At 72.5% G+C, this 21,711-nt stretch carries 18 protein-coding genes and 1 pseudogene; 12 read left to right on the forward strand and 7 right to left on the reverse strand.

Going from position 1 to position 21,711, the window contains the following annotated elements; all coding sequences use genetic code 11:
- Nucleotides 1–2 precede the first annotated feature (2 nt).
- Nucleotides 3–1,190, reverse strand: coding sequence for an ROK family transcriptional regulator (locus FHX80_RS33525; protein WP_145768244.1), 1,188 nt, complete (start codon nt 1,188–1,190; stop codon nt 3–5).
- 327 nt (nt 1,191–1,517) lie between these two features.
- Here FHX80_RS33525 and FHX80_RS33530 point away from each other — a divergent pair, with 327 nt between their 5' ends.
- Entirely contained in the window at nt 1,518–3,707 is a 2,190-nt protein-coding gene (locus tag FHX80_RS33530; protein WP_145768245.1) for an alpha-galactosidase, read from the forward strand.
- Nucleotides 3,708–3,750: 43 nt separating this feature from the next.
- Here FHX80_RS33530 and FHX80_RS33535 read toward each other — a convergent pair whose 3' ends face one another.
- Together FHX80_RS33535 and FHX80_RS33540 are read right to left on the reverse strand one after the other, a co-directional pair.
- On the reverse strand, nt 3,751–3,981 hold the full coding sequence (locus FHX80_RS33535) for a hypothetical protein (protein WP_145768246.1): 231 nt from the start codon (nt 3,979–3,981) through the stop codon (nt 3,751–3,753).
- Nucleotides 3,982–4,156: 175 nt separating this feature from the next.
- Complete coding sequence (locus FHX80_RS33540; protein WP_145768247.1) at nt 4,157–5,836, reverse strand: IclR family transcriptional regulator domain-containing protein; 1,680 nt, start codon at nt 5,834–5,836, stop codon at nt 4,157–4,159.
- Between the two features lie 172 nt (nt 5,837–6,008).
- Between FHX80_RS33540 and FHX80_RS33545 the strand changes: the two genes are divergently transcribed.
- The 7 genes from FHX80_RS33545 to FHX80_RS33575 all read left to right on the forward strand — a co-directional run bounded on the left by FHX80_RS33545 (nt 6,009) and on the right by FHX80_RS33575 (nt 13,003).
- A complete protein-coding gene (locus FHX80_RS33545; protein WP_145768399.1) occupies nt 6,009–6,791 on the forward strand; it encodes a CoA transferase subunit A in 783 nt (260 codons plus the stop codon).
- Entirely contained in the window at nt 6,791–7,462 is a 672-nt protein-coding gene (locus tag FHX80_RS33550; protein WP_145768248.1) for a CoA transferase subunit B, read from the forward strand. Before FHX80_RS33545 ends, FHX80_RS33550 begins: the two co-directional genes overlap by 1 nt.
- 121 nt (nt 7,463–7,583) lie before the next feature.
- A complete protein-coding gene (gene pcaH / locus FHX80_RS33555) occupies nt 7,584–8,423 on the forward strand; it encodes a protocatechuate 3,4-dioxygenase subunit beta (protein WP_411977471.1) in 840 nt (279 codons plus the stop codon).
- On the forward strand, nt 8,423–9,025 hold the full coding sequence (gene pcaG, locus FHX80_RS33560) for a protocatechuate 3,4-dioxygenase subunit alpha (RefSeq protein WP_145768250.1): 603 nt from the start codon (nt 8,423–8,425) through the stop codon (nt 9,023–9,025). The genes pcaH and pcaG overlap by 1 nt, the downstream gene beginning before the upstream one ends.
- Complete coding sequence (locus FHX80_RS33565) at nt 8,994–10,472, forward strand: lyase family protein (RefSeq protein ID WP_145768251.1); 1,479 nt, start codon at nt 8,994–8,996, stop codon at nt 10,470–10,472. The genes pcaG and FHX80_RS33565 overlap by 32 nt, the downstream gene beginning before the upstream one ends.
- Nucleotides 10,473–10,606: 134 nt before the next feature.
- Nucleotides 10,607–11,824 (forward strand): bifunctional 3-oxoadipate enol-lactonase/4-carboxymuconolactone decarboxylase PcaDC, encoded by a 1,218-nt coding sequence (gene pcaDC, locus FHX80_RS33570; protein ID WP_145768252.1) that lies wholly within the window; start codon nt 10,607–10,609, stop codon nt 11,822–11,824.
- Between the two features lie 3 nt (nt 11,825–11,827).
- On the forward strand, nt 11,828–13,003 hold the full coding sequence (locus FHX80_RS33575; RefSeq protein WP_145768253.1) for a 4-hydroxybenzoate 3-monooxygenase: 1,176 nt from the start codon (nt 11,828–11,830) through the stop codon (nt 13,001–13,003).
- A gap of 66 nt (nt 13,004–13,069) precedes the next feature.
- Here the strand turns inward: FHX80_RS33575 and FHX80_RS33580 are convergent, their stop codons facing one another.
- Nucleotides 13,070–15,361, reverse strand: a complete 2,292-nt coding sequence (locus FHX80_RS33580; RefSeq protein ID WP_145768254.1) for an exo-beta-d-1,3/1,6-glucosidase — start codon at nt 15,359–15,361, stop codon at nt 13,070–13,072.
- Between the two features lie 274 nt (nt 15,362–15,635).
- On the opposite strand from FHX80_RS33580, the gene FHX80_RS33585 reads away from it, so the two are divergent.
- Nucleotides 15,636–16,235, forward strand: coding sequence for a TetR/AcrR family transcriptional regulator (locus FHX80_RS33585; RefSeq protein WP_145768255.1), 600 nt, complete (start codon nt 15,636–15,638; stop codon nt 16,233–16,235).
- Nucleotides 16,236–16,320: 85 nt separating this feature from the next.
- Here FHX80_RS33585 and FHX80_RS33590 read toward each other — a convergent pair whose 3' ends face one another.
- On the reverse strand, nt 16,321–17,238 hold the full coding sequence (locus tag FHX80_RS33590) for a carbohydrate kinase family protein (RefSeq protein WP_167523819.1): 918 nt from the start codon (nt 17,236–17,238) through the stop codon (nt 16,321–16,323).
- A gap of 138 nt (nt 17,239–17,376) precedes the next feature.
- Between FHX80_RS33590 and FHX80_RS33595 the strand changes: the two genes are divergently transcribed.
- Nucleotides 17,377–17,841, forward strand: coding sequence for a hypothetical protein (locus FHX80_RS33595; RefSeq protein WP_145768256.1), 465 nt, complete (start codon nt 17,377–17,379; stop codon nt 17,839–17,841).
- Nucleotides 17,842–17,890: 49 nt separating this feature from the next.
- Here FHX80_RS33595 and FHX80_RS33600 read toward each other — a convergent pair whose 3' ends face one another.
- Nucleotides 17,891–19,948 carry a SpoIIE family protein phosphatase gene (locus FHX80_RS33600; protein ID WP_145768401.1) on the reverse strand — a complete coding sequence of 686 codons (2,058 nt, stop codon included), beginning with the start codon at nt 19,946–19,948 and terminating at the stop codon, nt 17,891–17,893.
- 486 nt (nt 19,949–20,434) lie between these two features.
- Between FHX80_RS33600 and FHX80_RS33605 the strand changes: the two genes are divergently transcribed.
- Nucleotides 20,435–20,752, forward strand: coding sequence for a YkvA family protein (locus FHX80_RS33605; protein WP_145768257.1), 318 nt, complete (start codon nt 20,435–20,437; stop codon nt 20,750–20,752).
- A 105-nt stretch (nt 20,753–20,857) separates the two neighbouring features.
- Nucleotides 20,858–21,367, forward strand: a complete 510-nt coding sequence (locus FHX80_RS33610; RefSeq protein WP_145768258.1) for a mycothiol transferase — start codon at nt 20,858–20,860, stop codon at nt 21,365–21,367.
- A 6-nt stretch (nt 21,368–21,373) separates the two neighbouring features.
- Here the strand turns inward: FHX80_RS33610 and FHX80_RS33615 are convergent.
- Nucleotides 21,374–21,655, reverse strand: a pseudogene (locus FHX80_RS33615) (helix-turn-helix domain-containing protein); the annotation flags it as partial.
- Nucleotides 21,656–21,711 lie beyond the last annotated feature (56 nt).

The following is a 21,711-nucleotide window of genomic DNA, read 5'->3' on the forward strand; positions in this document are numbered from 1 at the left end:
GGTCAGTGCCCCGTCGCTCCCGCGGACCGGCCGGGCAGCGGGGCGAACAGACGGTGCGCCGCCATCGCGGCGCCGCCGCGCGCCCACGTCTCGAACGGCAGTGGCCGCACCACGAGTTCACATCTGGCTGCGGCGCCGAAGGCCCGGTCGGCGAAGGCCCGGCGGATCTCGTCGGCGAACAGGTCGTACGCCGCCACGCCCTCGCCGGAGATGATGATGCGCTCCGGCCCGATGAGGTTGGCCACCGAGGCGATCCCCAGACCCAGTGCCCGCCCCGCCCGGGTGAAGACGGCGCGCGCGGTGGCATCCCCGGCCCGCGCCAGCCGCACGGCGTCGGCGAGGGACAGATTCGCGTCCCCCGTCTGCTCCTGAACCTGGTCGACGATGGCCTGCGTCGATGCGACGGCCTCGACGCAGCCGGTGTTGCCGCAGGTGCAGACCCGGTCGCCGCTGCCGACGGGCAGATGTCCCAGCTCGCCCGAGACTCCGTACGCGCCCGAGATCACCCGGCCCTCGACGGACATCCCGCATCCGACCCCCGCACCGACCGTGACCAGGGCGAACGAGGACAGCCCGACCCCGGCGCCGAACCACTGCTCGGCGACGGTGAGGGCCCTCACGTCGTTGTCGATGACCGCTGGAATGCCGGTGGCCTCCTCGACGAGTGCGGCCAGCCGCACCCCGTGCCAGTCGAGGAAGGGGGAGTAACGGACCGTGCCGCTCAGGCCGTCCACATCGCCGGACACCGTCACACCGATGCTGTGCACCGCCGGGCCGGACTCGCCCTTCCCCTTCCCGGCCGGTCCGGAGAGTGTGCGGACCAGTCGGGCGACGGCCCTGACGACCGTGCCGACATCCCGCGAGCGGAGCGGGGTCCGGTGGGTGGTCAGGGGGGCGGCCGTGAGATCGACGAGCATGCCGATCAGCTCGTCCGGCGTGATCTTGATCCCGATGAACCGGGCCCGCTCCGGCCGTACGCCCACCAGCGTGGCCGGGCGTCCGGGCTGCCGGTCGCCGGACGGGCCGAGCTCGGTGATCCAGCCGTCGTCGAGCAGTGGCGCCGAGACCTTGGTGACGGCCCCGGAGGAGAGACCGGCGCGACGCCCGAGCTCCGCCCGGGTCAACGGGCCCTGGGTCAGCAGGGTCTGGAGGACAAGGGCTGCGGACGGTGGCTGCCGGGAGAGGTTCACCCCGTGGAGATTACCTTCTGGCCGAAAGCAAGGGGGTGGGGTCGAGTCGGTGGAGTGGCCAGGGGTGGAGAGGGGCGCTTCGGGACGTGCTGAATATATTGACGACGGAAGGAAACTATCGTTACAGTCGCCGCGCTTCCCGCGAAGGCGGCAGGCATCGGCCGGATCGCCCTGAGGCATCTGCCACGAGGAGTGCGTCGTGGCGCAGTTCGTGAACTGCCCGTCGGGGTAGGACCGGTGCGATTCCGGTCCTCGGCAGGGGTCCGGTCGCACGGGGGTGCCGACGCGGAGCCCCGTCCCCACTCACTGGTTTCGAGAGGACATGCCATGACTCGCATCGCCACCCGGATCGCCCATCTGCGCGCGGCCGGGGTGAGTTTCGTCGTCGAACTCCGCGCTCCGTTGCCCCGGGTCCTGCACTGGGGCGAAGACCTCGGTGAACTGACCGGGGACGGCCTCGCGGCCCTCGGGCTGACGGCGGACGCCGCCACGCTCAACAGCGCACCTGACGAACCACGGCAGTTCACCGTCTGGCCCACCGAGGCCGACGGCTGGTCGGGTACCCCGGCCCACCAGGGCCACCGGGCGGGGACTGCGACCGCGCCGCGGGTCGTGATGACCGGAGCCGAGGAACGCTCCGGCGAACTGGTCATCTCCCTCCATGACACGGACGCCGCCCTCGACATCACTCTCACCTACCGGCTCGACCCCTCCGGCGTCCTGGGGGTAGGCACCAGCCTGTCCTGCCCGGCCGACGCCGGCGACCCCGTCCCGTACGACCTCGCCGCCACCACCGCACTGCTCCCGCTGCCGAACCGGGCCCAGGAGATCCTGGACTTCACCGGCAAGTGGTGCCGCGAACGCTCCCCACAGCGCGGCCGGCTGGCGTTCGCCGGTCATGTCCGCGAGGTGCGCCGGGGCAAGCCCGGACTGGACGCGCCGCATCTCCTGACGGTCGGTGTGCCCGGCTTCGGATTCCGTACGGGCGAGGTCTGGGCCCTGCACGTGGGATGGAGCGGCAACCAGCGCTGGCTCGCGGAGCGGCTGCCCGAGGGCGCCGGTGTGCACGGGGGAGTCCTCGGCGGCGGCGAACTGCTGGCCCCCGGTGAGATCCGGCTGGCCCCGGGCGGCCGGTACACCGCACCCGAGTGCTTCTTCGCCTGGTCGGGGGAGGGCCTGGACGGACTGGCCGGCCGCTTCCACACGATGATCCGCGCCCGCCCCGGGCACCCGTCCACGCCGCGTCCGCTGACCCTGAACACCTGGGAGGCGGTCTATTTCGACCACCGCCCCGAACGGCTCCTGGCGCTGGCCGACGAGGCCGCCGCCGTCGGGGTGGAACGCCTGGTCCTGGACGACGGCTGGTTCCTCGGCCGCCGGGACGACACAGCGGGACTCGGCGACTGGACGGTGGACCCGCAGATGTGGCCCGAGGGACTGACCCCGCTGGCGGACCGGGTGCACGCCCACGGGATGCAGTTCGGGCTCTGGGTGGAACCGGAGATGGTGAACCTCGACTCGCGGATGGCCCGGGAGCACCCCGAGTGGATACTCGGCCCGTCGGCGGGCGTGGGGCCGAGCGCCCGCCACCAGTACGTGGTGAACGTCGCCCATGAGCGCGCGTTCGCCCATCTGCTGGAGCGACTGGACACCCTCGTCACCGAGTACGGCATCGACTACCTCAAGTGGGACCACAACCGGGACCTGCACGAAGCGGTGCAGCGCGGTGCGCACGGCGCCGACCGTCCCGGCGTGCACGCCCAGACGCAGGCCCTTTACCGGCTGATGGACGCGCTCAGGTCCCGCCACCCCGCGCTCGAGATCGAGTCCTGCTCCAGCGGCGGTGGGCGCGTCGACCTCGGCGTTCTCGCCCGCACGGACCGGGTCTGGGCCTCGGACTGCAACGACCCGGTGGAGCGCCAGTCGATCCAGCGCTGGACGGCCCAGCTGCTGCCGCCCGAGCTCGTCGGCGCCCATGTCGGAGGTCCGCGCAGCCATACGACGGGCCGGGTCGCCGACGACTCGTTCCGGCTGATCACCGCGTTGTTCGGGCACGCGGGCATCGAGGACGACCTGACCGCCCGCACCCCGGCGCAACGCGCGGCGCTGAGCCGGTGGGCGGCGCTGTACAAGGAGGTGCGCGGGCTGCTGCACGGCGGACAGGTCGTCAGGGCGGACCTCGACGACGCGGCGACACAACTGCACGGCGTGGTCGCGCCGGACGCCGGCGCCGCGCTGTACTGCTGGGTGCGGACGGAGGCCTCCGTGCCGGGGCAGTCGGGCCGCGTCCGCCTCCCCGGCCTCACCCCCGGCCGGTCCTACCGGGTCCGGATCCGTACGGAGGCGGGACTGCCGGGCCTGCACCAGGTCACCGGTCCCGGCTGGTGCACGGTGGCACTCGACGGCTGGGTGCCGATGCCGGGCACCGTGCTGACCGGTGCGGGGCTGCCGATGCCGACGCTCAACCCGGGGCAGGCCCTGCTGATCGAGGTCGCGGCTCAGGTGGCCGTGAACTGACGGGCGGCGCACCGGCCGGGGGGTGGCGTCCCGGCGGATGGTGTCACGGGCTCGCCGCGTCGTAGCCGTAGCGCAGCGGGCCGTCGCCCGCGGGCAGGCCGAGCCGGTAGACGTACAGGGCCTCGGCCCGGACACCACCCGGTGCGGCCTCCACCTCGCAGGGGCGGGTGACCTGTACGACCGCCGGCCGGTCGGTGACGCGCAGGCGCAGGCCGTGGGCGGGCCCCCCGACGAGCACCGCGTGCTCCTCGCGTGTCGTGCAATCAGTATCCATACGCATACTTTAGAGGTTGCGCAATAAAAGAACTGTGCCATGTCCCTGAACCCGGCTCACCGCACCCCGGCCGCGGCGCCCGCTCCTGACGGCGGCCGGTCCCGATGACGGCCGTGGCGCCCGGTCCTGAGGGCGGGTGACGTGGCCGTCTCGTGGTACGGCCCGTCCTTCGGGGTCACATCGCCGGGACCTGTACGTACCGCTCGGTGATGTGCAGGTCGGCCTCGATGCGGTCGGCGGCCGAGCGCAGTCGGGGCAGGACATCCGTGACGCACTCCCGCACGCTGCGGCCGCCGCTGTGCATCGCTACGTTGACCGCCGCCACGACCGTCCCGCGGCGGTCGAGGAGGGGAACGGAGACCGAGCGCAGCCCCACCTCCAACTCCTCGTCGACCAGCGCGTATCCGTCGTCGCGGACGCGGTCGAGGACCTTGCCGAGCGGGCCGGGCCGGGTGACTGTGAACGGGGTGAGCGCGCGTGGCTCGCTCCGGGCGAGACGGGCCTCGCGTTCGGCGGACGGCAGCGCCGCCAGCAGGACGCGTCCCATGGAGGTCGCATGGGCGGGGAAGCGCGTTCCCACGGTGATGTTGACGTTCATGATGCGGCGGGTCGCGACGCGGGCGGTGTACTGGACGTCGTCGCCGACGAGGACCGCCAGCGAGGCCGAGTCCTGGACCTCGTGCGTCAGGGCTGCGAGATGGGGCTGCGCGATCTGCGGCAGCGTCGCCCGGGACAACGGGGGGTAGCCGAGGGCCAGTACGCGTGGGGTGAGGCGGTGGGCCCGGTCGTGCGTGGCGACGTACCCGAGGTGCTCCAGGGTGATCAGGGCGCGCCGGGCGGTCGCCCGGGCCAGGCCGGTCGCCCGGGCGACATCGGTCAGGGTCAGGGCCTCCCGGCCCTCGCCGAAGGCGGCCAGTACGGTCAGGCCGCGCGCGAGGGACTCGATGAACTCACGGCCCAGCTCCTGCTTCGACGCCCCCGTCCAGGAAGCCAGTGCGGTGGGGGAGTCCGGGGCCCCGGCGGGCGGTGCCTGCCTGAGCGCGTCCTCCATGGCCGCCGCGGCCGCGAGTGTCCGGGGCAGCAGGGTGTCGTGCAGGGATGCGGCGGTGTGCCGGCTGGTGTGGCTCACGACGCTGACGAGACAGGCCACGTCCCCGTCGGGGGTGCGCACCGGTACGGCGAGGGCCACGAGTCCCGGTTCGATCAGCTGGTCGTCCAGGGCCCATCCGTGGTGGCGTGCCCGTTCGGCGCGCGCCACGAAGCCCTTGGCGAACTCCCGCCCGTGCGACGGCTGTCGCGCGGGTACGGCCGGGAAGGCCAGGCCCTGCGGGTCCCCGTCCCGGCGCGTCCGCCACGACTCCCATTCCTCCGGGCCCCAGGTGGCGGCCAGCAGCGGGCCGGGCGCGGTGCGTTCCAGGGGAAGCAGGTCGCCGATGCGGAAGCTCAGGGACATGGCGCGCCGACGGGTGGCCTGATGGATGAAACGGATGCCGTCGCCGTCGCCGACCGCGAGGGACACCGATTCGTCGAGCTCGTCCGCCAGCGCGTCCGCGTGCCCGCCGAGGAGCGACGGAAGCCGGAGGGCCGCCAGATAGGCGTTGCCCAGTTCCATGAGCCGCGGGGCGAGTGTGACGTCCCGCCCGTCGAGGCGTACGTAGTCCATCCGGGCCAGGGTCGCCGTGATCCGGTCGACGGTGGACCGCGCCAGGCCGGTGGCGCGCTCGATACCGCTCGGGCTCATGGTCCCGCCCGCGTCCGTGAGCCGGCGCAGGACCGCGATGCCGCGCATCAGCGGGGCGACCGCCTCGGCCGGCGCCGGCGTCTCGGTCTGCTGGAGCGTGTGGGTCGGTGGCATCGGCTCTCCGTCGGGCGTCGTGGGGACACAGTAGTGAATACCGGCAGGTGAGGGGCGGACCGCCGGAAGCCGGTGGGCCGCGGACCGTTGACAGCTGCCCGGCCGGGCGGCAGACTCCGGGCCAAGAATAGTGAAAGAAACTTCACTATGCGAACAACTGATGGGCGGTCCGATGGACAAGATGGTCGCCTCCGCCGCACGAGCCGTGGCCGACGTAGCGGACGGCGCCTCGATCGCGGTCGGGGGATTCGGACTCAGCGGAGTACCCGACGCACTCATCGGGGCCCTGCGCGAAAAGGGAACCGGCGGCCTCCACGTCGTCTCCAACAATTGCGGCGCCCAGGACTCCGGGCTCGCGGTCCTGCTGGCCGCGGGCCGGATCAGCAGGGTCACCGGCTCGTACATCGGCGGCAACAAGGAGTTCGCCCGCCAGTACCTGGCCGGCGAGCTGGAGCTCGAACTCATCCCCCAGGGCACCCTCGCCGAACGGCTGCGGGCCGGCGGCGCCGGCATCCCCGCGTTCTACACCCCGGCCGGAGTCGGCACCCTCGTCGCGGAGGGCGGCATGCCCTGGCGCCACGACGGGAACGGCGGCGTCGCGATCGCCTCACCCGCCAAGGAGGTACGCGACTTCGACGGCACCCCGTACGTCCTGGAGCGGAGCATCCGCACCGACTTCGCCCTGGTCAGGGCGGCCAAGGGGGACCGGCACGGGAACCTCGTCTTCAACAAGGCGGCCCGCAACTTCAATCCGCTCGCCGCCATGGCCGGCCGGATCACGATCGCCGAGGTCGAGGAACTGGTCGAGCCCGGCGCGATCGACCCCGACCATGTCCATCTGCCGGGGATCTTCGTGCAACGCGTGGTGGCACTGACTCCGGAGCAGGCCGCCGACAAGCGGATCGAACAGCGCACGGTGACCGCACGGACGAACCCGCGGAAGGAAGGCAGCTGATGGCCTGGAACCGCCAGGAGATGGCCGCCCGGGCGGCCGCCGAACTCCGCGACGGAGAGTACGTCAACCTGGGCATCGGCCTTCCGACCCTGATCCCCAACCATCTGCCCGAAGGCGTCCACGTCGTTCTCGAATCCGAGAACGGCATCCTGGGCACCGGCCCCTTCCCGTACGACGACGAAGTCGATCCCGACCTGATCAACGCGGGCAAGGAAACGGTCACCGTCCTGCCGGGAGCCTCGTTCTTCGACTCGGCGCTCTCCTTCGGCATGATCCGCGGCGGCCACATCGACACGGCCGTGCTCGGGGCCATGCAGGTCTCCGCCCGAGGCGACCTCGCCAACTGGGCGGTCCCCGGAAAGCTCGTGACCGGAATCGGCGGCGCCATGGACCTCGTGCACGGTGCCCGCCGGGTCATCGTGACGATGACCCATACCGCCAAGGACGGCAGCCCGAAGATCGTCGAGGAGTGCACGCTCCCCCTCACCGGCCGGGCCTGCGTCCACCGGATCATCACCGATCTGGCGGTCCTGGAGGTGACCGGCACCGGACTGGTGCTGACCGAGACCGCACCGGGCGTCAGCATCGCCGACGTACTCGACCGGACGGCCGCTCCGGTCCGCGTCGACGAAGCAGTCGATGAAGGAATCGACGAAGGAGTCGGCCGGTGAGCCATCCCTCCCGCGCCCTCCGGGGTGTGGAACCCCGCGCGAAGACTCCCGCGCGGCCGCGCCGTCGCACCTGCGCCCGGCATGCACCCGTCCCCGTACCGCAAAGGCAGGACCGACACCCGTGACCACCCCACCCGCACCGCCCGGCACCATCGAGCCCTCCTCGCTCATCCGGCCCGGCACCGTTGAGGCCCCCGTGCTCACCCAGGCCCGCATCAGCGCCGAGATCACCGCCGCGCGCGACGACTACGCCAGGTCGATCGCCGCCGGCGCACCCGTCCGCTCGCACCCCGACCGGGACTACGCCCCCTACCGCAGCAGCACCCTGCGCCACCCGCGCCACGAGCTGACAGCCATGGGATCCGACCCGGAGGACGTCGAGCTCTCCGGCCCCGTCTTCGGCGTCACCGACATCACCGACCTCGACCACGACCTCACCCGCCGCCACCAGGGAGAACCCCTGGGCGAGCGGATCACCGTCACCGGCCGCGTCCTCGACCGGTCCGGCCGTCCCGTGCGTGGCCAGCTCGTCGAGATATGGCAGGCCAACGCGTCCGGCCGCTACGCGCACCTGCGCGACCAGCACCCCGCACCGCTCGACCCGAACTTCACCGGCGTGGGACGTTGCCTGACGGACGATCAGGGCACCTACTCCTTCGTCACCGTCAAGCCCGGCGCGTACCCGTGGCGCAACCACGCCAACGCCTGGCGCCCCGCCCATATCCACTTCTCGCTGTTCGGATCGGCGTTCACCCAGCGCCTGGTCACCCAGATGTACTTCCCCGGCGACCCGCTCTTCGCCTACGACCCGATCCTCCAGTCCGTCACCGACGACGACGCCCGCGGCCGTCTCGTCGCGGCGTACGACCATGACCTGTCCATCCCTGAATGGTCGCTCGGCTACCGCTGGGACATCGTCCTCGACGGCCCGTCCGCGACCTGGATCGAGGAGGGCCGCTGATGTCCAGCCCCACTCCCATCACCGCCCCGGGAACGCTCGCACCCACCCCGTCGCAGACCGTCGGACCCTTCTACGGCTACGCCCTGCCCTTCGCGGGCGGCGGCGACATGGTCCCCGTCGGTCATCCCGGCGCCGTCGTCCTGCACGGCCATGTCCTCGACGGGGCCGGAGCACCGGTGCCCGACGCGCTCGTCGAGGTGTGGCAGCCCGCCCCCGACGGTTCACGCCGCGGCGCGCCCGGTTCGCTGCGCCGCGACCCGGTCACCGGAGCGGTCATCGGCCGCCACGGCCTCACCTTCACCGGCTTCGGCCGGGTGCCGACGGACGCCGACGGGCACTACGCCGTACGGACCGTGCCGCCGGGCGGGGTCCCGTACGTGGCGATCACCGTCTTCGCCCGCGGGCTGACGCACCACCTGCACACCCGGGCCTACCTGCACGACGCCGCGGGCCGCGCGGAGGACCGGCTGCTGTCGCGCCTTCCGGAGCAGCGCCGGGCGACGCTCCTGACCACGCCGGAAGACACCGGCGTCCACCGTTTCGACATCCGTCTGCAGTACGACGGTGTGCATGAGGAGACGGTCTTCCTTGACTTCGGCTGACGCACCCGCCGACACCGGTCTGCTCTCACCGGTTCGTGCCGGAACGGCCGTTGAGGAGGCGACGGGCGATGCCGCGTACGTTCGGGCGCTGCTCGCCGCCGAAGTGGCGCTCGTCCGCGCCCAGGCCTCGCTCGGACACGCACCGGCCGGGGCGGCGGCGGCCATCGCCTCGGCCGCGGCCGGCGCAGCCCGCTTCGACGCGCGCTCGCTGGCCGTACGGGCCCGTTCCGGCGGCAACCCGGTCATCCCGCTGGTCGCCGACCTGACCGCGGCCGTCGCCGAGGAGGCCCCGGAGGCGGCGGCCCATGTCCATCGTGGAGCGACCAGCCAGGACATCCTCGACACCGCTACCATGCTGGTGGCGTCCGAGGCCCTGCGCCTGATCCTGGCCGACCTGGACAGGGCCGCCGCCGCCCTGGCGCGCACAGCCGCCGAGCACCGCGACACCCCGATGGCGGGCCGCACCCTCACCCAGCACGCCGTGCCGACGACCTTCGGGCTGAAGGCGGCGGGCTGGCGCAGCCTGATCCTCGACGCATCGGCCCGGCTCACGGCCGTCCGGTCCGCCCTTCCGGCCCAACTCGGCGGTGCGGCAGGAACGTTGGCCGCCTTCTCGGCCTTTGCGCACTCCGGGAGCCCCGAGCCCCGGCCCGACGCGCCCCCTTCCGACGCGTCCGCCTCCCATGCGTCCTTCTCCGGCTCCGCCGCGACGCAGGACACCGGGGCGCGCCTTGTCGAGGCGTACGCCACCGAGACCGGACTGGCCGCACCCGCACTGCCCTGGCACAGCCTGCGCACCCCGGTAGCCGACCTCGGCGGAGCACTGGCCTTCGCCTCCGGAGCGCTCGGCAAACTGGCGGCGGACGTACTCCTGCTCTCCCGCACCGAGATCGGCGAGCTCTCCGAGGGGACCGGCGGGTCATCGTCCGCGATGCCGCACAAGGCCAACCCGGCCCGCGCCGTCCTCATCGCCGCGACCGCCCGCCAGGTCCCCGCACTCGCGGGGATCCTGTACGGCTCCCTCGTCGCCGAGGACGAACGCCCGCCCGGGGCCTGGCACGCCGAGTGGCAGCCGCTGCGTGAGGCCCTGCGCGGCGTCGGCGGAGCCGCCGACGCGGCGGCCGCACTGGCCGAAGGGCTGCGCGTCCACCCCGGGCGCATGCGCGAGAACCTCGGCATCACCTGCGGACTGATCGTCAGCGAACGACTCGTCGCCGCCCTCTCGGACCTGATCGGACGCACCGAGGCCCGCGCGGCGGTGACCAGTGCCGCCGGTCGCGCGGTCCGTGACGGGACGGAGCTCCATGAGGCCTTGCGGCAGGAGCTCGCGCTGGCGGACGTCCTGTCCGACGAGCGTCTGAGGGCCCTCACCGACCCGGCCGGCTACACGGGCTCGTCCGGCATCCTCGTCGACCGCGCACTGCGCCGCCCGAACGCTCTGTCCTGAAGGCGCCCCGCCCGCCCTGTTCCCGCGGCCCGTCACATCGCCGCCCGCCCGCTCACTCCCGGGCGGCCTGTCACATCCGCCCCAGCCCGCCCTCCTCACCCTCCCATCCGGCACCCGCCGACCCAGGAAGCCTCATGACAACCCCGCACTCCTCCGGCGTCCCCGCCCCGCGCCTCCTGCACCATCAGGTGGACGGTTCGCCCGCCGCCCCGCCGCTCATCCTCGGGCCGTCCCTCGGTACTTCGCTCGCCGTCTGGGACGGGCAGGCCGCCGGATTGGCCCGCAGCCATCGGGTGGTCCGCTGGGACCTGCCCGGACACGGCGGCAGCCCGGCCGCGCTGCTCCCCGCCGGAGGCGGCGTCGCGGAGCTCGGCGCCCAAGTGCTGCGGCTCGCCGACGCGCTCGGCGTCGGCCGGTTCGGGTACGCGGGCATCTCCCTCGGCGGCGCCGTGGGCACCTGGCTGGCCGTCCACCACCCCGACCGGATCACCTCGCTCGCGCTCGTGTGTTCCTCGGCCCGGTTCGGCGAACCGCAGGCGTGGCGCGAACGGGCCCGCCTGGTGCGGGCCGAGGGTATCGGTCCGGTCGCGGAGACCGCGGCGGGCCGTTGGTTCACCGCGGACTTCGCCGGGAGCCCAGCCGCCCGTGCGGTCCTCGACGGCCTGCGGGCCGTCGACCCCGAGGCGTACGCCAGGCTCTGCGAGGCCCTTGCCGCCCATGACCTGCGCGGCGAACTCGCGGGCATCACGGCTCCCACGCTCGTCGTGGCCGGCCGCGAGGATCCGGCCACTCCGGTCGCCCACGCCCGCGAACTGGCCGACACCATCCCCGGCTCGACGCTGATCGAGCTTCCGGGCGCGTCGCACCTGGCCGGCGTCGAACGGCCCGGACCCGTACGCACCGCGCTGCTGAACCACTTCGCGCCCGGCACCGCATCCGGCACCGCGCACGCCACCGACGACGCCTCCCGGCACGCCGCCGGGCTGGCCGTACGTCGCACCGTCCTGGGCGACGCGCATGTCGACCGGGCCATGGCCGGGACCACGCCCCTCACCGCGGTCTTCCAGGACTTCATCACCCGCTACGCCTGGGGCGAGGTGTGGACCCGGCCCGGTCTCGACCACCGGACCCGGCGCTGCCTCACCCTCACCGCCCTGGTGGCCCTCGGCCATCACGGGGAGCTGGCCATGCACGTGCGGGCCGCGCTGAGCAGCGGCGACCTCACCGCCGAGGACGTCCAGGAAGTACTGCTGCAAGCAGCCGTCTACTGCGGGGTCCCGGCGGCCAACGCCGCGTTCGCCGTGGCGGACCGCATCCTCGCAGAGATCACCCACGTCACAGAGGAGAACTAGTCCATGCACACGACCGTCGGGATCATCGGCGGCGGACCGGCAGGGCTCCTGCTCGCCCGTCTGCTGCACCGCGCGGGCATCGACTGCGTGGTCCTGGAGAGCCGCGACCGCGCGTACGTCGAACAGCGCCAGCGCGCCGGCATCCTCGAACAGGCCACCGTCGACGCGCTCCGGGAGGCCGGTGCCGCCCGGCGCCTCGACGCCGAAGGCCTGGTACACGACGGCATCGAGCTGCGCTGGGACGGCCGCGCGCACCGAATCGACTTCCCGACCCTCGCCGACGGGCGCCGGGTGTGGGTCTACGCCCAGACCGAGGTCGTCAAGGACCTCATAGCCCTTCAACTGGCCGACGGCGCACCGCTGTACTTCGGCGCCCGGGTCACCGCCGTCGAGGGGGCCGACACCGACCGGCCGACCGTCCACTACACGCACGAGGGCCGCGACGCCGAGCTCACCTGCGACTACGTGGTGGGCTGCGACGGATTCCACGGGGTGACGCGTACGGCGGTCCCCGCCGACGTGCGGCGCACGCACGAGCGGGTCTACCCGTACTCATGGCTCGGCATCCTGGCCGATGTCCCGCCCTCCTGCGACGAGTTGATCTACGCCCACTCCCCGCGCGGGTTCGCCCTCCACAGCATGCGTTCACCGGAGGTCAGCCGCCTCTATCTGCAGGTGCCCAACGGAACCGACCCCGCCGACTGGCCGGAGACACGGATCTGGGACGAACTCGACGCCCGTTTCGCCGTCGAGGGCGACTGGAAGCTGCGACGCGGCCCCATCACGTCCAGGTCCGTCCTGCCGATGCGCAGCTCCGTCACCGAACCCATGCGGTACGGCCGGGTCCTCCTCGCGGGCGACGCCGCCCACATCGTCCCGCCCACCGGCGCGAAGGGACTCAACCTGGCGGCGGCCGACGTCGTCGTACTGGCCCGTGCCCTGGTGCGGCAGCAGCGGACCGGGTCCGCCGATCTGCTGGACGCCTACTCCGACACATGTCTGCGCCGGGTGTGGCGGGCCGAGCACTTCTCGTACTTCATGACCACCACACTCCACACCGACCCGGAACAGAGCGGATTCGACACCCGGCTGCAGATCTCGCAGCTGGACAGGATCGCCACCTCGCCGAACGCCGCGGCAGAGCTCGCGCAGAACTACGCCGGTCTCCCCCTGCCGTAGGACCGCACCCGCGCGACCCGCCACCGGGCGCCCGGTCGTTCACCGGGCGCCCGGCGGGCGCGGGTCTCAGCCCTTGACGGTGAAGCCCGCCCGCAGCAGTGCCTCGTCGCGCGAGGACGGGCCGACGAGCAGTTCGAACGCGCCCGGCTCGACGATCCGGGCGCCTTCGGCGTCCACCAGGCTGCAGTCCGCGGCCGGGAGTTCGATGAGGACCTCACGCGACTCGCCGGGTCCGAGCGTCACCTGACGGTAGGCCTTGAGCTCCTTCTCGGCCCACGTCACCGACGTGATGGTGTCGCTCACGTACACCTGCACGGTCTCCCGCACCGGCCGGTCGCCGGTGTTGCTGACGAGAACGTGTGCGCGCAGGGTGTCGTCCGCGCCGAGGACCTCGGTCAGCACCTCCAGGTCCGTGTACGTGACGCTCGTGTAGCTCAGGCCCTCGCCGAACACGAACGCCGGACTCTGCGTCAGGTCGGCGTAGCGGGAACCGTGCTGGCCGCGCACCTGGTTGTAGTACGTCGGCTGCTGTCCCGAGTGGCGTGCGAACGAGACCGGCAGACGACCGGACGGCTCCACGAGACCGAGCGCCAGTTCGGCGATGGCCCGGCCGCCGAGCATGCCCGGGTTGAAGGCGTGCACGATCGCCGCGGCGTTGTGCGCGGAGGGCGGCAGCACGAGCGGCTTGGAACTGATGACGACCACCACGAGCGGCTTGCCCGTCGCGGCGAGCGCGTCGAGCAGCGCGATCTGGCCACCGATCAGTTCCAGGGTCGCCGTCGAGCACCCCTCACCGACCAGTTCGATACGGTCACCGACGACCGCGACGACGTAGTCGGCGGCCTCCGCCGCGGCGACGGCCTCCGCGATCAGGGCCTCGGAAGGCGCCGCCGGGACGACGATCTCCGGCCGGGGCTGCCCGTCCGGGAAGAAGGCCCCCTCCGGGTCGGGGCCCACGGTGAGGATGTCGGCCCCGCGCGCATGGGTGACGCTCCAGCCGTCCGGCACATGCTCCCGGAACCCGTCCAGCACGGTACGGATCATGTCGCGCGGCTGACCGTCCGGCAGCCAGTCCGCCTGACCCGAGGATCCCGCCCAGTCGCCGAGCTGGGTCTGCGAGTCGTCGGCGTTGGGCCCGATGACCGCGACCGTGCGCGGCGCGGCACCGGCGACCGCGAGCGCGCGGCCGTCCGCTCCGGCCTCGAACCCGCCGGCCAGCGGCAGGGTGCCGTCGTTGGTGAGGAGCACCAGCGAGCGGCGGGCAGCCTCCAGGTTCAGCTCGGCGTGACCGGCGCTGCCGATGACGGCGGCCTGCCGGTCGCGGTCGGGGTGGCGCGGGTTCTCGAACAGGCCCAGCTCGAACTTGAGCGTCAGGATCCGGCGGACCGCCGCGTCGATCTCCGCCTCGTCGAGCGTGCCCCCGGCGACCGCCTCCTGCGCACCGTCGAAGAAGTCCGGCGTCGTCATCACCATGTCGTTGCCCGCGCGGACCGCGGCGGCGGCCGCCTGCGCGTGGTCGGCGTAGACCCGCTGCTCCCACACCATGCGGCCGACGTTGTCCCAGTCGGTCACCAGTGTCCCGGTGTAGCCCCACTCACCGCGCAACACCTCGTTCAGCAGCCAGTTGTTGACCGTGATCGGGACCCCGTCCATGGACTGGTACCCGAGCATGAACGTCCGGCAGCCCTCCCGGGCGACCCGCTCGAACGGGGGCAGGAACCACGAACGGAGCTTGCGGCGCGAGATGTCCGCCTCGCTCGCGTCCCGGCCGCCCTGGGTCTCGGAGTAGCCCGCGAAGTGCTTGGCGCACGCCAGGATCGCCGTCGGGTCGTCGAGGCCGTCCCCCTGGTACCCGCGCACCATCGCCGAGGCGAGCTCGCCGATGAGGAAGGGGTCCTCGCCGAACGTCTCGCTCACCCGGCCCCAGCGCAGGTCCCGGGTGATGCACAGGACCGGGGAGAACGTCCAGTGGACGCCGGTCGCCGCGACCTCGACAGCGGTCGCCCGCGCGATGCGCTCCACGAGCTCCGGGTCCCAGGTCGCGGCCATGCCGAGCTGGGTGGGATAGATCGTGGCACCCTCCCAGAACGAGTGCCCGTGGATGCAGTCCTCCGCGACGAGCAGCGGGATCCGCAGCCGGGTCCGCTCGGTGAGCGCGGCGGCTTCCAGTACGCGGTCGGGCGCGGCATGCAGGATGGATCCCACGTGCATGTCCTCGATGAGGTGCCGGACCCCGTCCTTCGCGTTCAACTGGAGCATCTGGCCGACCTTCTCGGGCAGCGTCATCCGGCCGGTCAGGTCGGCGACGCGCTCGGGGACGGACAGTGCGGGGTCGAGATAGGGCAGTGAGGAGTCCACAGGAGTTCCTTTCACAACGTCGGTGACGTTCTCATCGGGTGGATGCCTGGGTGGGGTTGGGGCCGGCCGACGCACGCGCCGCGGACGACTGTCGCGGACGCGTCATAGCCGTGCTCCGGCTGCTGTCATCGTCTGCGGTCTCCTGCGGTCGGCATGGCACGGCTCAACTCGGCCGCCCGGACCCACCGTACGCCGAATCCCGACCGGGTGGTAAGTATGTGAGTGTGCGAGTGTACTCAGTGGCGCCGTCCGAGACGGCCGGGGAGGGTGACAAGTGACCCGCGATACGAGGCGTGGCTACGCCAAGGGCCGGGCCAAACGCGTGGAGATCCTCGACCAGGCCATGGCCATGTTCGGCGAGGTCGGCTACCGGGGCGCCTCGCTGCGCGTGATCGCCACCCGCTGCGGAATCTCGCATCCCGGTCTGCTGCACCACTTCCCGACGAAGCAGTCGCTGCTGCTCGCGGTGCTGGAACACCGCGACGAGGTGGACGGGCAGTGGCTGGCCCTCGGCGGTCCGACAGGCGTCGACGGGCTGCGCCGTCTCGTCGACCTGGCGGCACTGAACGCCGAACGCCGTGGAATCGTCGAGTTGTTCTCCGTACTCGCCGCCGAGGCGACGTCCACCGACCACCCGGCCCACACGTACTTCGTGGAGCGTTACCGCACCTCGGTCCTGACCACGGCCGCCTCCTACCGCAAGGCGCGGGACGAGGGTGCGCTGCGTACCGGTATCGCACCGGACGAGGCGGCGCAGCAGTTGGTCGCGCTGATGGACGGACTGCAGATCCAGTGGCTCATCAGCGGCTGCGCGACGGACATGGCGGGTGTGCTGCGTGCGCATGTACAGGCGCAGTTGACCGTGGCGCTCTGAGCCGCGTGCCCGTGGGGCCGTACCGGAATCCTCGGGTACGGCCCCACGGGAACGTGCCGGCCGCGGCCCCGTGGGGCCCGGGAGTTCAGGAACCGTCGCTGTCCGCCGCCAGCAGGTCCGCCCGGCCGATGAGGGCGGTCGAGCCGGGTGCCGTACAGGCGTGCGCGCCCGCCACCGCGCCCAGCCGGGCGCAGGCGCGGACGTCCCGGCCGTCGAGCCGCCCGTACAGGAAGCCGGTGACGAACGCGTCGCCCGCGCCGTTGGTGTCCACCACCGGGGCGAGCGGCACGGTCGCCGGGACGTGGTGCGGGTCCGGCCCGCCGTCGCGGGTGAGCAGGTAGGAGCCCTCGGCGCCCGCGGTGGCGATCACGGTCTCCGCACGGCCCTCGCGCAGGATCTGCCGCATCAGCGCGGGGGTGCCGTCCCCAGCGGTCGCCGCGCTGAAGAAGACGAGGTCGGAGCGGAGGGCGAACTCCCGCTGGTGCTCGTTCAGTCCGTCCCAGTCGTGCAGATCGGTGGAGACCGGGACGCCGAGGGACTCGATGTCGTCGTAGAGGAAGCGCGTGAAGTTCGAGATGGAGAGATGGACGTGGCGGGTGCGCCGCAGATGGGGCAGGTAGAAGTCCTGCGGCATCCGCAGATCCTCCGGGTCACGGGCGTCGTAGAACGACATCCGCCGGCCCTTCGCGTCCACCAGGTTCACCGCGCGACGGGTGCCCGCCGCGGAGATCAGCGAGTGGAACTCCACGTCCCCCTCGGCCAGCCGCTCGCGGACCTGACCGCCGATCCAGTCGTCGCCGATGCAGTCGAGCAGCGCCACATCCAGACCGAGCGCCCGCGCGCCGAGGGCCACATTGCCCCCGGTCTGGCCGGGCCACTCCTCGATCGGGCCGACCATGACCGCATCGGCGAGCGGGACGGGCAGGGTGTCGACGCGGACGATGGTGTCCACCCCGCTGCCACCGACCACCACGATGTCGAGTTCGGGCTGTTGTCGGATCACGGTTCCGCCTCTCTTGTCCCGCCGCGGCCCAGTATCGCGGATCGGCCGGCGTCATCACAGCCGTTCTCTGCGAGCGGCCCGGCCGCCCGCTGCTTATGATCGACAAGGGGCCTTGGACCTGATCTGTGGAGGCTTCCGATGCTGTCGGTGCTCGAACCGCGTGACATTCCTCCGCGCCTTGTCACTGGCGCGTTCATCCTGAACTCCGGCCTGGGAAAGCTCAAGGCCGACGAGCCGACCGCGCAGGCCCTGCACGGCATGGCCTGCACCGCCTACCCCTTCCTGGCGAAGGTCGAGGCCGAGCGGTTCACCCGACTGCTCGCCTGGTCCGAGATCGCGGTCGGCAGCGCCCTGCTGGTTCCCGTCGTGCCGACAAGGCTCGCCGGACTCGCGCTGACCGGGTTCTCCGGCGGGCTGCTCGGCCTGTATCTGCGGCTTCCCGGGATGCGTGAGACGGGCAGTCTGCGCCCGAGCGAGGCCGGTGTCCCGCTGGCCAAGGACGCCTGGCTGTTCAGTATCGGGCTGGGCTTCCTCGGCGCGGGGGCGCACCGGTGCGGACCGTCGGCCCGCCGTTGCCGCCGCCACCGCGGGTGCGGCCGCTGAACCACCCCGCACCGGGCGGTGGCAACGGGTCCCGTGCCACCACCCGGTGTCAGTCGCGCACCTGGGCCATCAGCAGCGCCACGTCGTCGTGGTGGCTGGGGTCCCGTAGCTTGCGCAGCAGCCGGTCGCAGGACTCCTCCAGCGACGGATCCGGCTCGCGGAGCAGCTCCCGCAGGGCTTCCAGCCGGGCGTAGATGTCCTGGTCGCGCGTCTCGACCAGGCCGTCCGTGTACAGGACGAGCCGGTCGCCCGGCCCGAAGTCGAACGTGACGTCGCTGAAGGGCACACCACCCACGCCGAGTGGTGCCCCGGCCGGCAGGTCGAGCAGCCCCGGCGGGCCACCGGCCGGGATCAGCACCGGCGGAAGGTGCCCGGCGGTACTCACCCGGCAGGTGTTCAGGACCGGGTCGTACACGGCGTAGACACACGTGGCGAACCACGGGTCCAGGCCGGCGGTGATCTCGTCGAGATGCCGGAGCACCTCGGCGGGCCGGAGGTTGATCCTGGAAAGGGTCTGGGTGGCGGTACGCAGCCGTCCCATCGTGGTGGCCGCGTTGATCCCGCTGCCCATGACATCGCCGACCACCAGGGCGCTCCCGCCCTCCCGCAGCGGGATGACGTCGAACCAGTCGCCGCCGACCTCGTACCGGGCAGCGGCCGGCCGGTAGCGGGACGCCACGTCCAGCCCGACCGGACGGTGGTGGTTGCTCGGCAGCATGCTGCGCTGGAGAGTGAGCGCGGTCTCCCGTTGCTGCCGGAACAGCCGGGCATTGTCGATACAGACCGCCGCGCGGGCGGCCAGCTCGCAGGCCAGCACTTCGTCGTTCTCGGTGAACGGCAGCGGATTGTCCGTGCGTATGAGGTCGAGAACGCCCAGGACCTCGCCCCGGGCGATCAGCGGCACCGCCAGATAGGAGTGGGCACCGGCCTCCGCCAGGACTTGTGCCGCCTCGCTGTCGCGGGCGATGCGCGACAGCTTCTCCGCGTCGAGAAACGGCTCCCGGACCGGCTTGGCCGTGCGCACGCAGAGGGTGATCAGCCGGTCGGCGCCGTACTGGGCCGGCCGGCCCGGCGGATCCGCCGCCCCCACGACCGGCGTCGGCCGGGCGGCGACCACGGCCAGCGCCTGGAAGAAGGCCGGGCCCTCGGTCCGGCGGGGACGCCCGTTCAGCACACTGTCCAGGACATCGACGGCTGCGACGTCGCCGAGCTCCGGCACCGTGACCTCGGCCAGCTCCCTCGCGGTCTGCTCCAGGTCCAGGGTGGTCCCGATGCGCACGGAGGCGTCGGCGACCAGCGCCAGGTGGTGCCGGGCCCGCTCCGCCTCGGCAGCGGCCCGGTGGTGATCCGTCACATCGATCAGCGAGACGGCGAGCCCCAGCACCTGACCACCGGAGTCGTCCAGCCGGTACAGCGACATCGACCAGGCACGGTCGGTGTCCGGAGCGGCCGGGGTGCGGCCCTCCACATGATGGCTCACCTGCGGGACGCCGCTCCTCAGGACCTCGCGCATCGCCGACTCGACCGCATCGGCGTCGAGGAAGGGCAGCGTCTCCCCGACCCGGCGGCCGAGGTGCTCGGCCGCACTCAGACCGTTCATCCGTTCCAGCGCCGGATTGGCCGCCAGGTAGCGCAGATCCGTGCCCAGGACCGCCAGACCGATCGGGGACTGGTCGACCAGACGCACGGACAGCGCCAGATCCCGCTCCACCTGCCGCAGCGTCGCCCCGTCCGTGGCCAGCCCCAGCGCGTAGAAGTCACCCCGGTCGTCCTGCAGCCGCATGTTGCGGAACTCCAGCAGCCGGGTGCTGCCGTCCTTGCACCGTACGGGGAAGGTCCCGGACCAGGCCTCACCACTGCTCATCACCTCGGAGAACAGCCTCAGCACGAGATCGAGGTGTTCCTCGTCGACCATGACGTGGGCGGCGTACCGGCCCAGCGCCTCCTGCGGCGTATAGCCCAGCAGCCGCTCGGCCTGCGGGCTCCACAGCGCGATGCGGCCCTCGGTGTCCAGTACCATCGCGGCCGTCCCGAGGACGTCCACCAGACCGCCCTCGGGGGAGCGGCGCACGTCTGCCGGGTCTGCGCCGCCCCGGCAGGTCCGCATGTCCTCAGTGCCGCCCACGGGCCGTCCTTCCCATACCGTCACGGTGCCTGGACGCAAGGTTCGCTGTCTCTCCCATGGTCGCCCCGGATCCGCCGCCACCGCAGCCCCTGCGGAGCACGCGGCACAGCGGTGTGCCGTCCTCCCCTTGGGCGGCCGATGGGGCGCGAGGCAAGCGGATACCACTTTGCGCAGATCAGCGGCGGGCAAGAGCGACCCGTTCCCGCACGCGCATGCGAGACCGCGGCTCGATCGGGAACCGGCCGGCCTCGTGCGCCGGCCGGTGCGGCCGGATCCGCGTGCGCGGTGGGACGGCGAGCCGAACGCGCCCGGCCCGCGGCACGACGTGGTGTGCGAGGCGATCGGCGCGGGGCCGGACCGCCCCGCCTCCTTGACGTCCGGGCTCTCGGACGACGACGAGGGCACTCTCACACCACCGGCGGCCCTTTCGCGTGGTGATTTCGACGGCCACGGGGTACACGATGAGGCATGGACACCACGGCCTGGCTCATCATCGGCGCGATCCTCGCGCTGCTCACCACGGTCATCGCCGGCGTCCTCCTGGTGCGGGTGTTCCGCGCCAGGAAACTGCTGGTCGACGCCGGAGTCCCGCTGCACAACAAGGCGCTGGTCTGGGCGGCGGTCATCTACACCGTGTCGCCCATCGATCTGCTGCCGGACCCCGTCTACCTCGACGACATCGGCTTCCTGATGCTGGCGCTGCGCTCACTGCACGCCGCCGCACGGGCCGCCGGAGCCGGCGGGCGCGACGAGCGGGCGGCCAAGACCGGAGGGCTCGTGCCGTAAGGCGGGTGAACGGGTACACATCACCCCTGATCACCTCACCGGCGCAGGCTGCCGCGGGGCGTGTCGATGGCGGGGCCGGGGCGGGGGAGCGGCCAGGGTGAGGGCATGAACGTCGCAGACATCCTGGTCGATGGATTCACCCGTGTCCGGGAGACAGTGCACTCGGCCGTCGAGGGCCTGGAACCCGACTACCTCCACGCCCGCCTCGACGAGGGCGCGAACTCGATCGCCTGGCTGGTGTGGCATCTGGCCCGCGTCCAGGACGACCACATCGCCGACGCGGCCGGGACCGAGCAGATCTGGTTCACCCAGGACTGGGCCGCCCGCTTCGACCTGCCCTTCGCCAAGGACGCCACCGGCTACGGGCAGAGCGGCAAACAGGTCGCCGCCGTGCAGGTGGGCTCGGTGGAGCTGCTGCTCGGGTACTACGACGCCGTGCACCTGCGGACCGTCGACTTCGTCCAGGGCCTCGACGGGAAGGCGCTGGACCGCGTCGTCGACGAGGCCTGGTCACCGCCGGTGACCCTGGGGGTACGGCTGATCAGCGTGCTGTCGGACGATCTCCAGCACGCCGGGCAGGCGGCCTTCGTCCGCGGCTCGCTGGAACGCCGGTAGGCGCCGTCAGACGGCGGGCGGGGCGAGCGGTCCGCGGGCGCGTGCGTAGTGCCCCGGGCTGGTCCCCACGACGCGCTTGAAGTGGCGTGCCGGATGGGACTGGTCGTAGAACCCGGCGGACGTCGCCACACCGGGCGCAGGCAGCCCCTGGAGGAGCAGCCGGCGCGCGAGATCGACACTCCGCTCCGTCACGTACTGGTGCGGTGCCATCCCGAACTCCCGGCTGAAGGCCCGCACCAGATGGGTGTGATGGGCGTGCAGACGCAGCGCCGCGTCCTGGAGCTCAAGGGTGCGTCCATGCACTCCTGAAGATGGGGTCCCTGCCGGAGCCGGAGTGGGCACGG

Source organism: Streptomyces brevispora (genome assembly GCF_007829885.1).
Lineage (GTDB): Bacteria > Actinomycetota > Actinomycetes > Streptomycetales > Streptomycetaceae > Streptomyces > Streptomyces brevispora.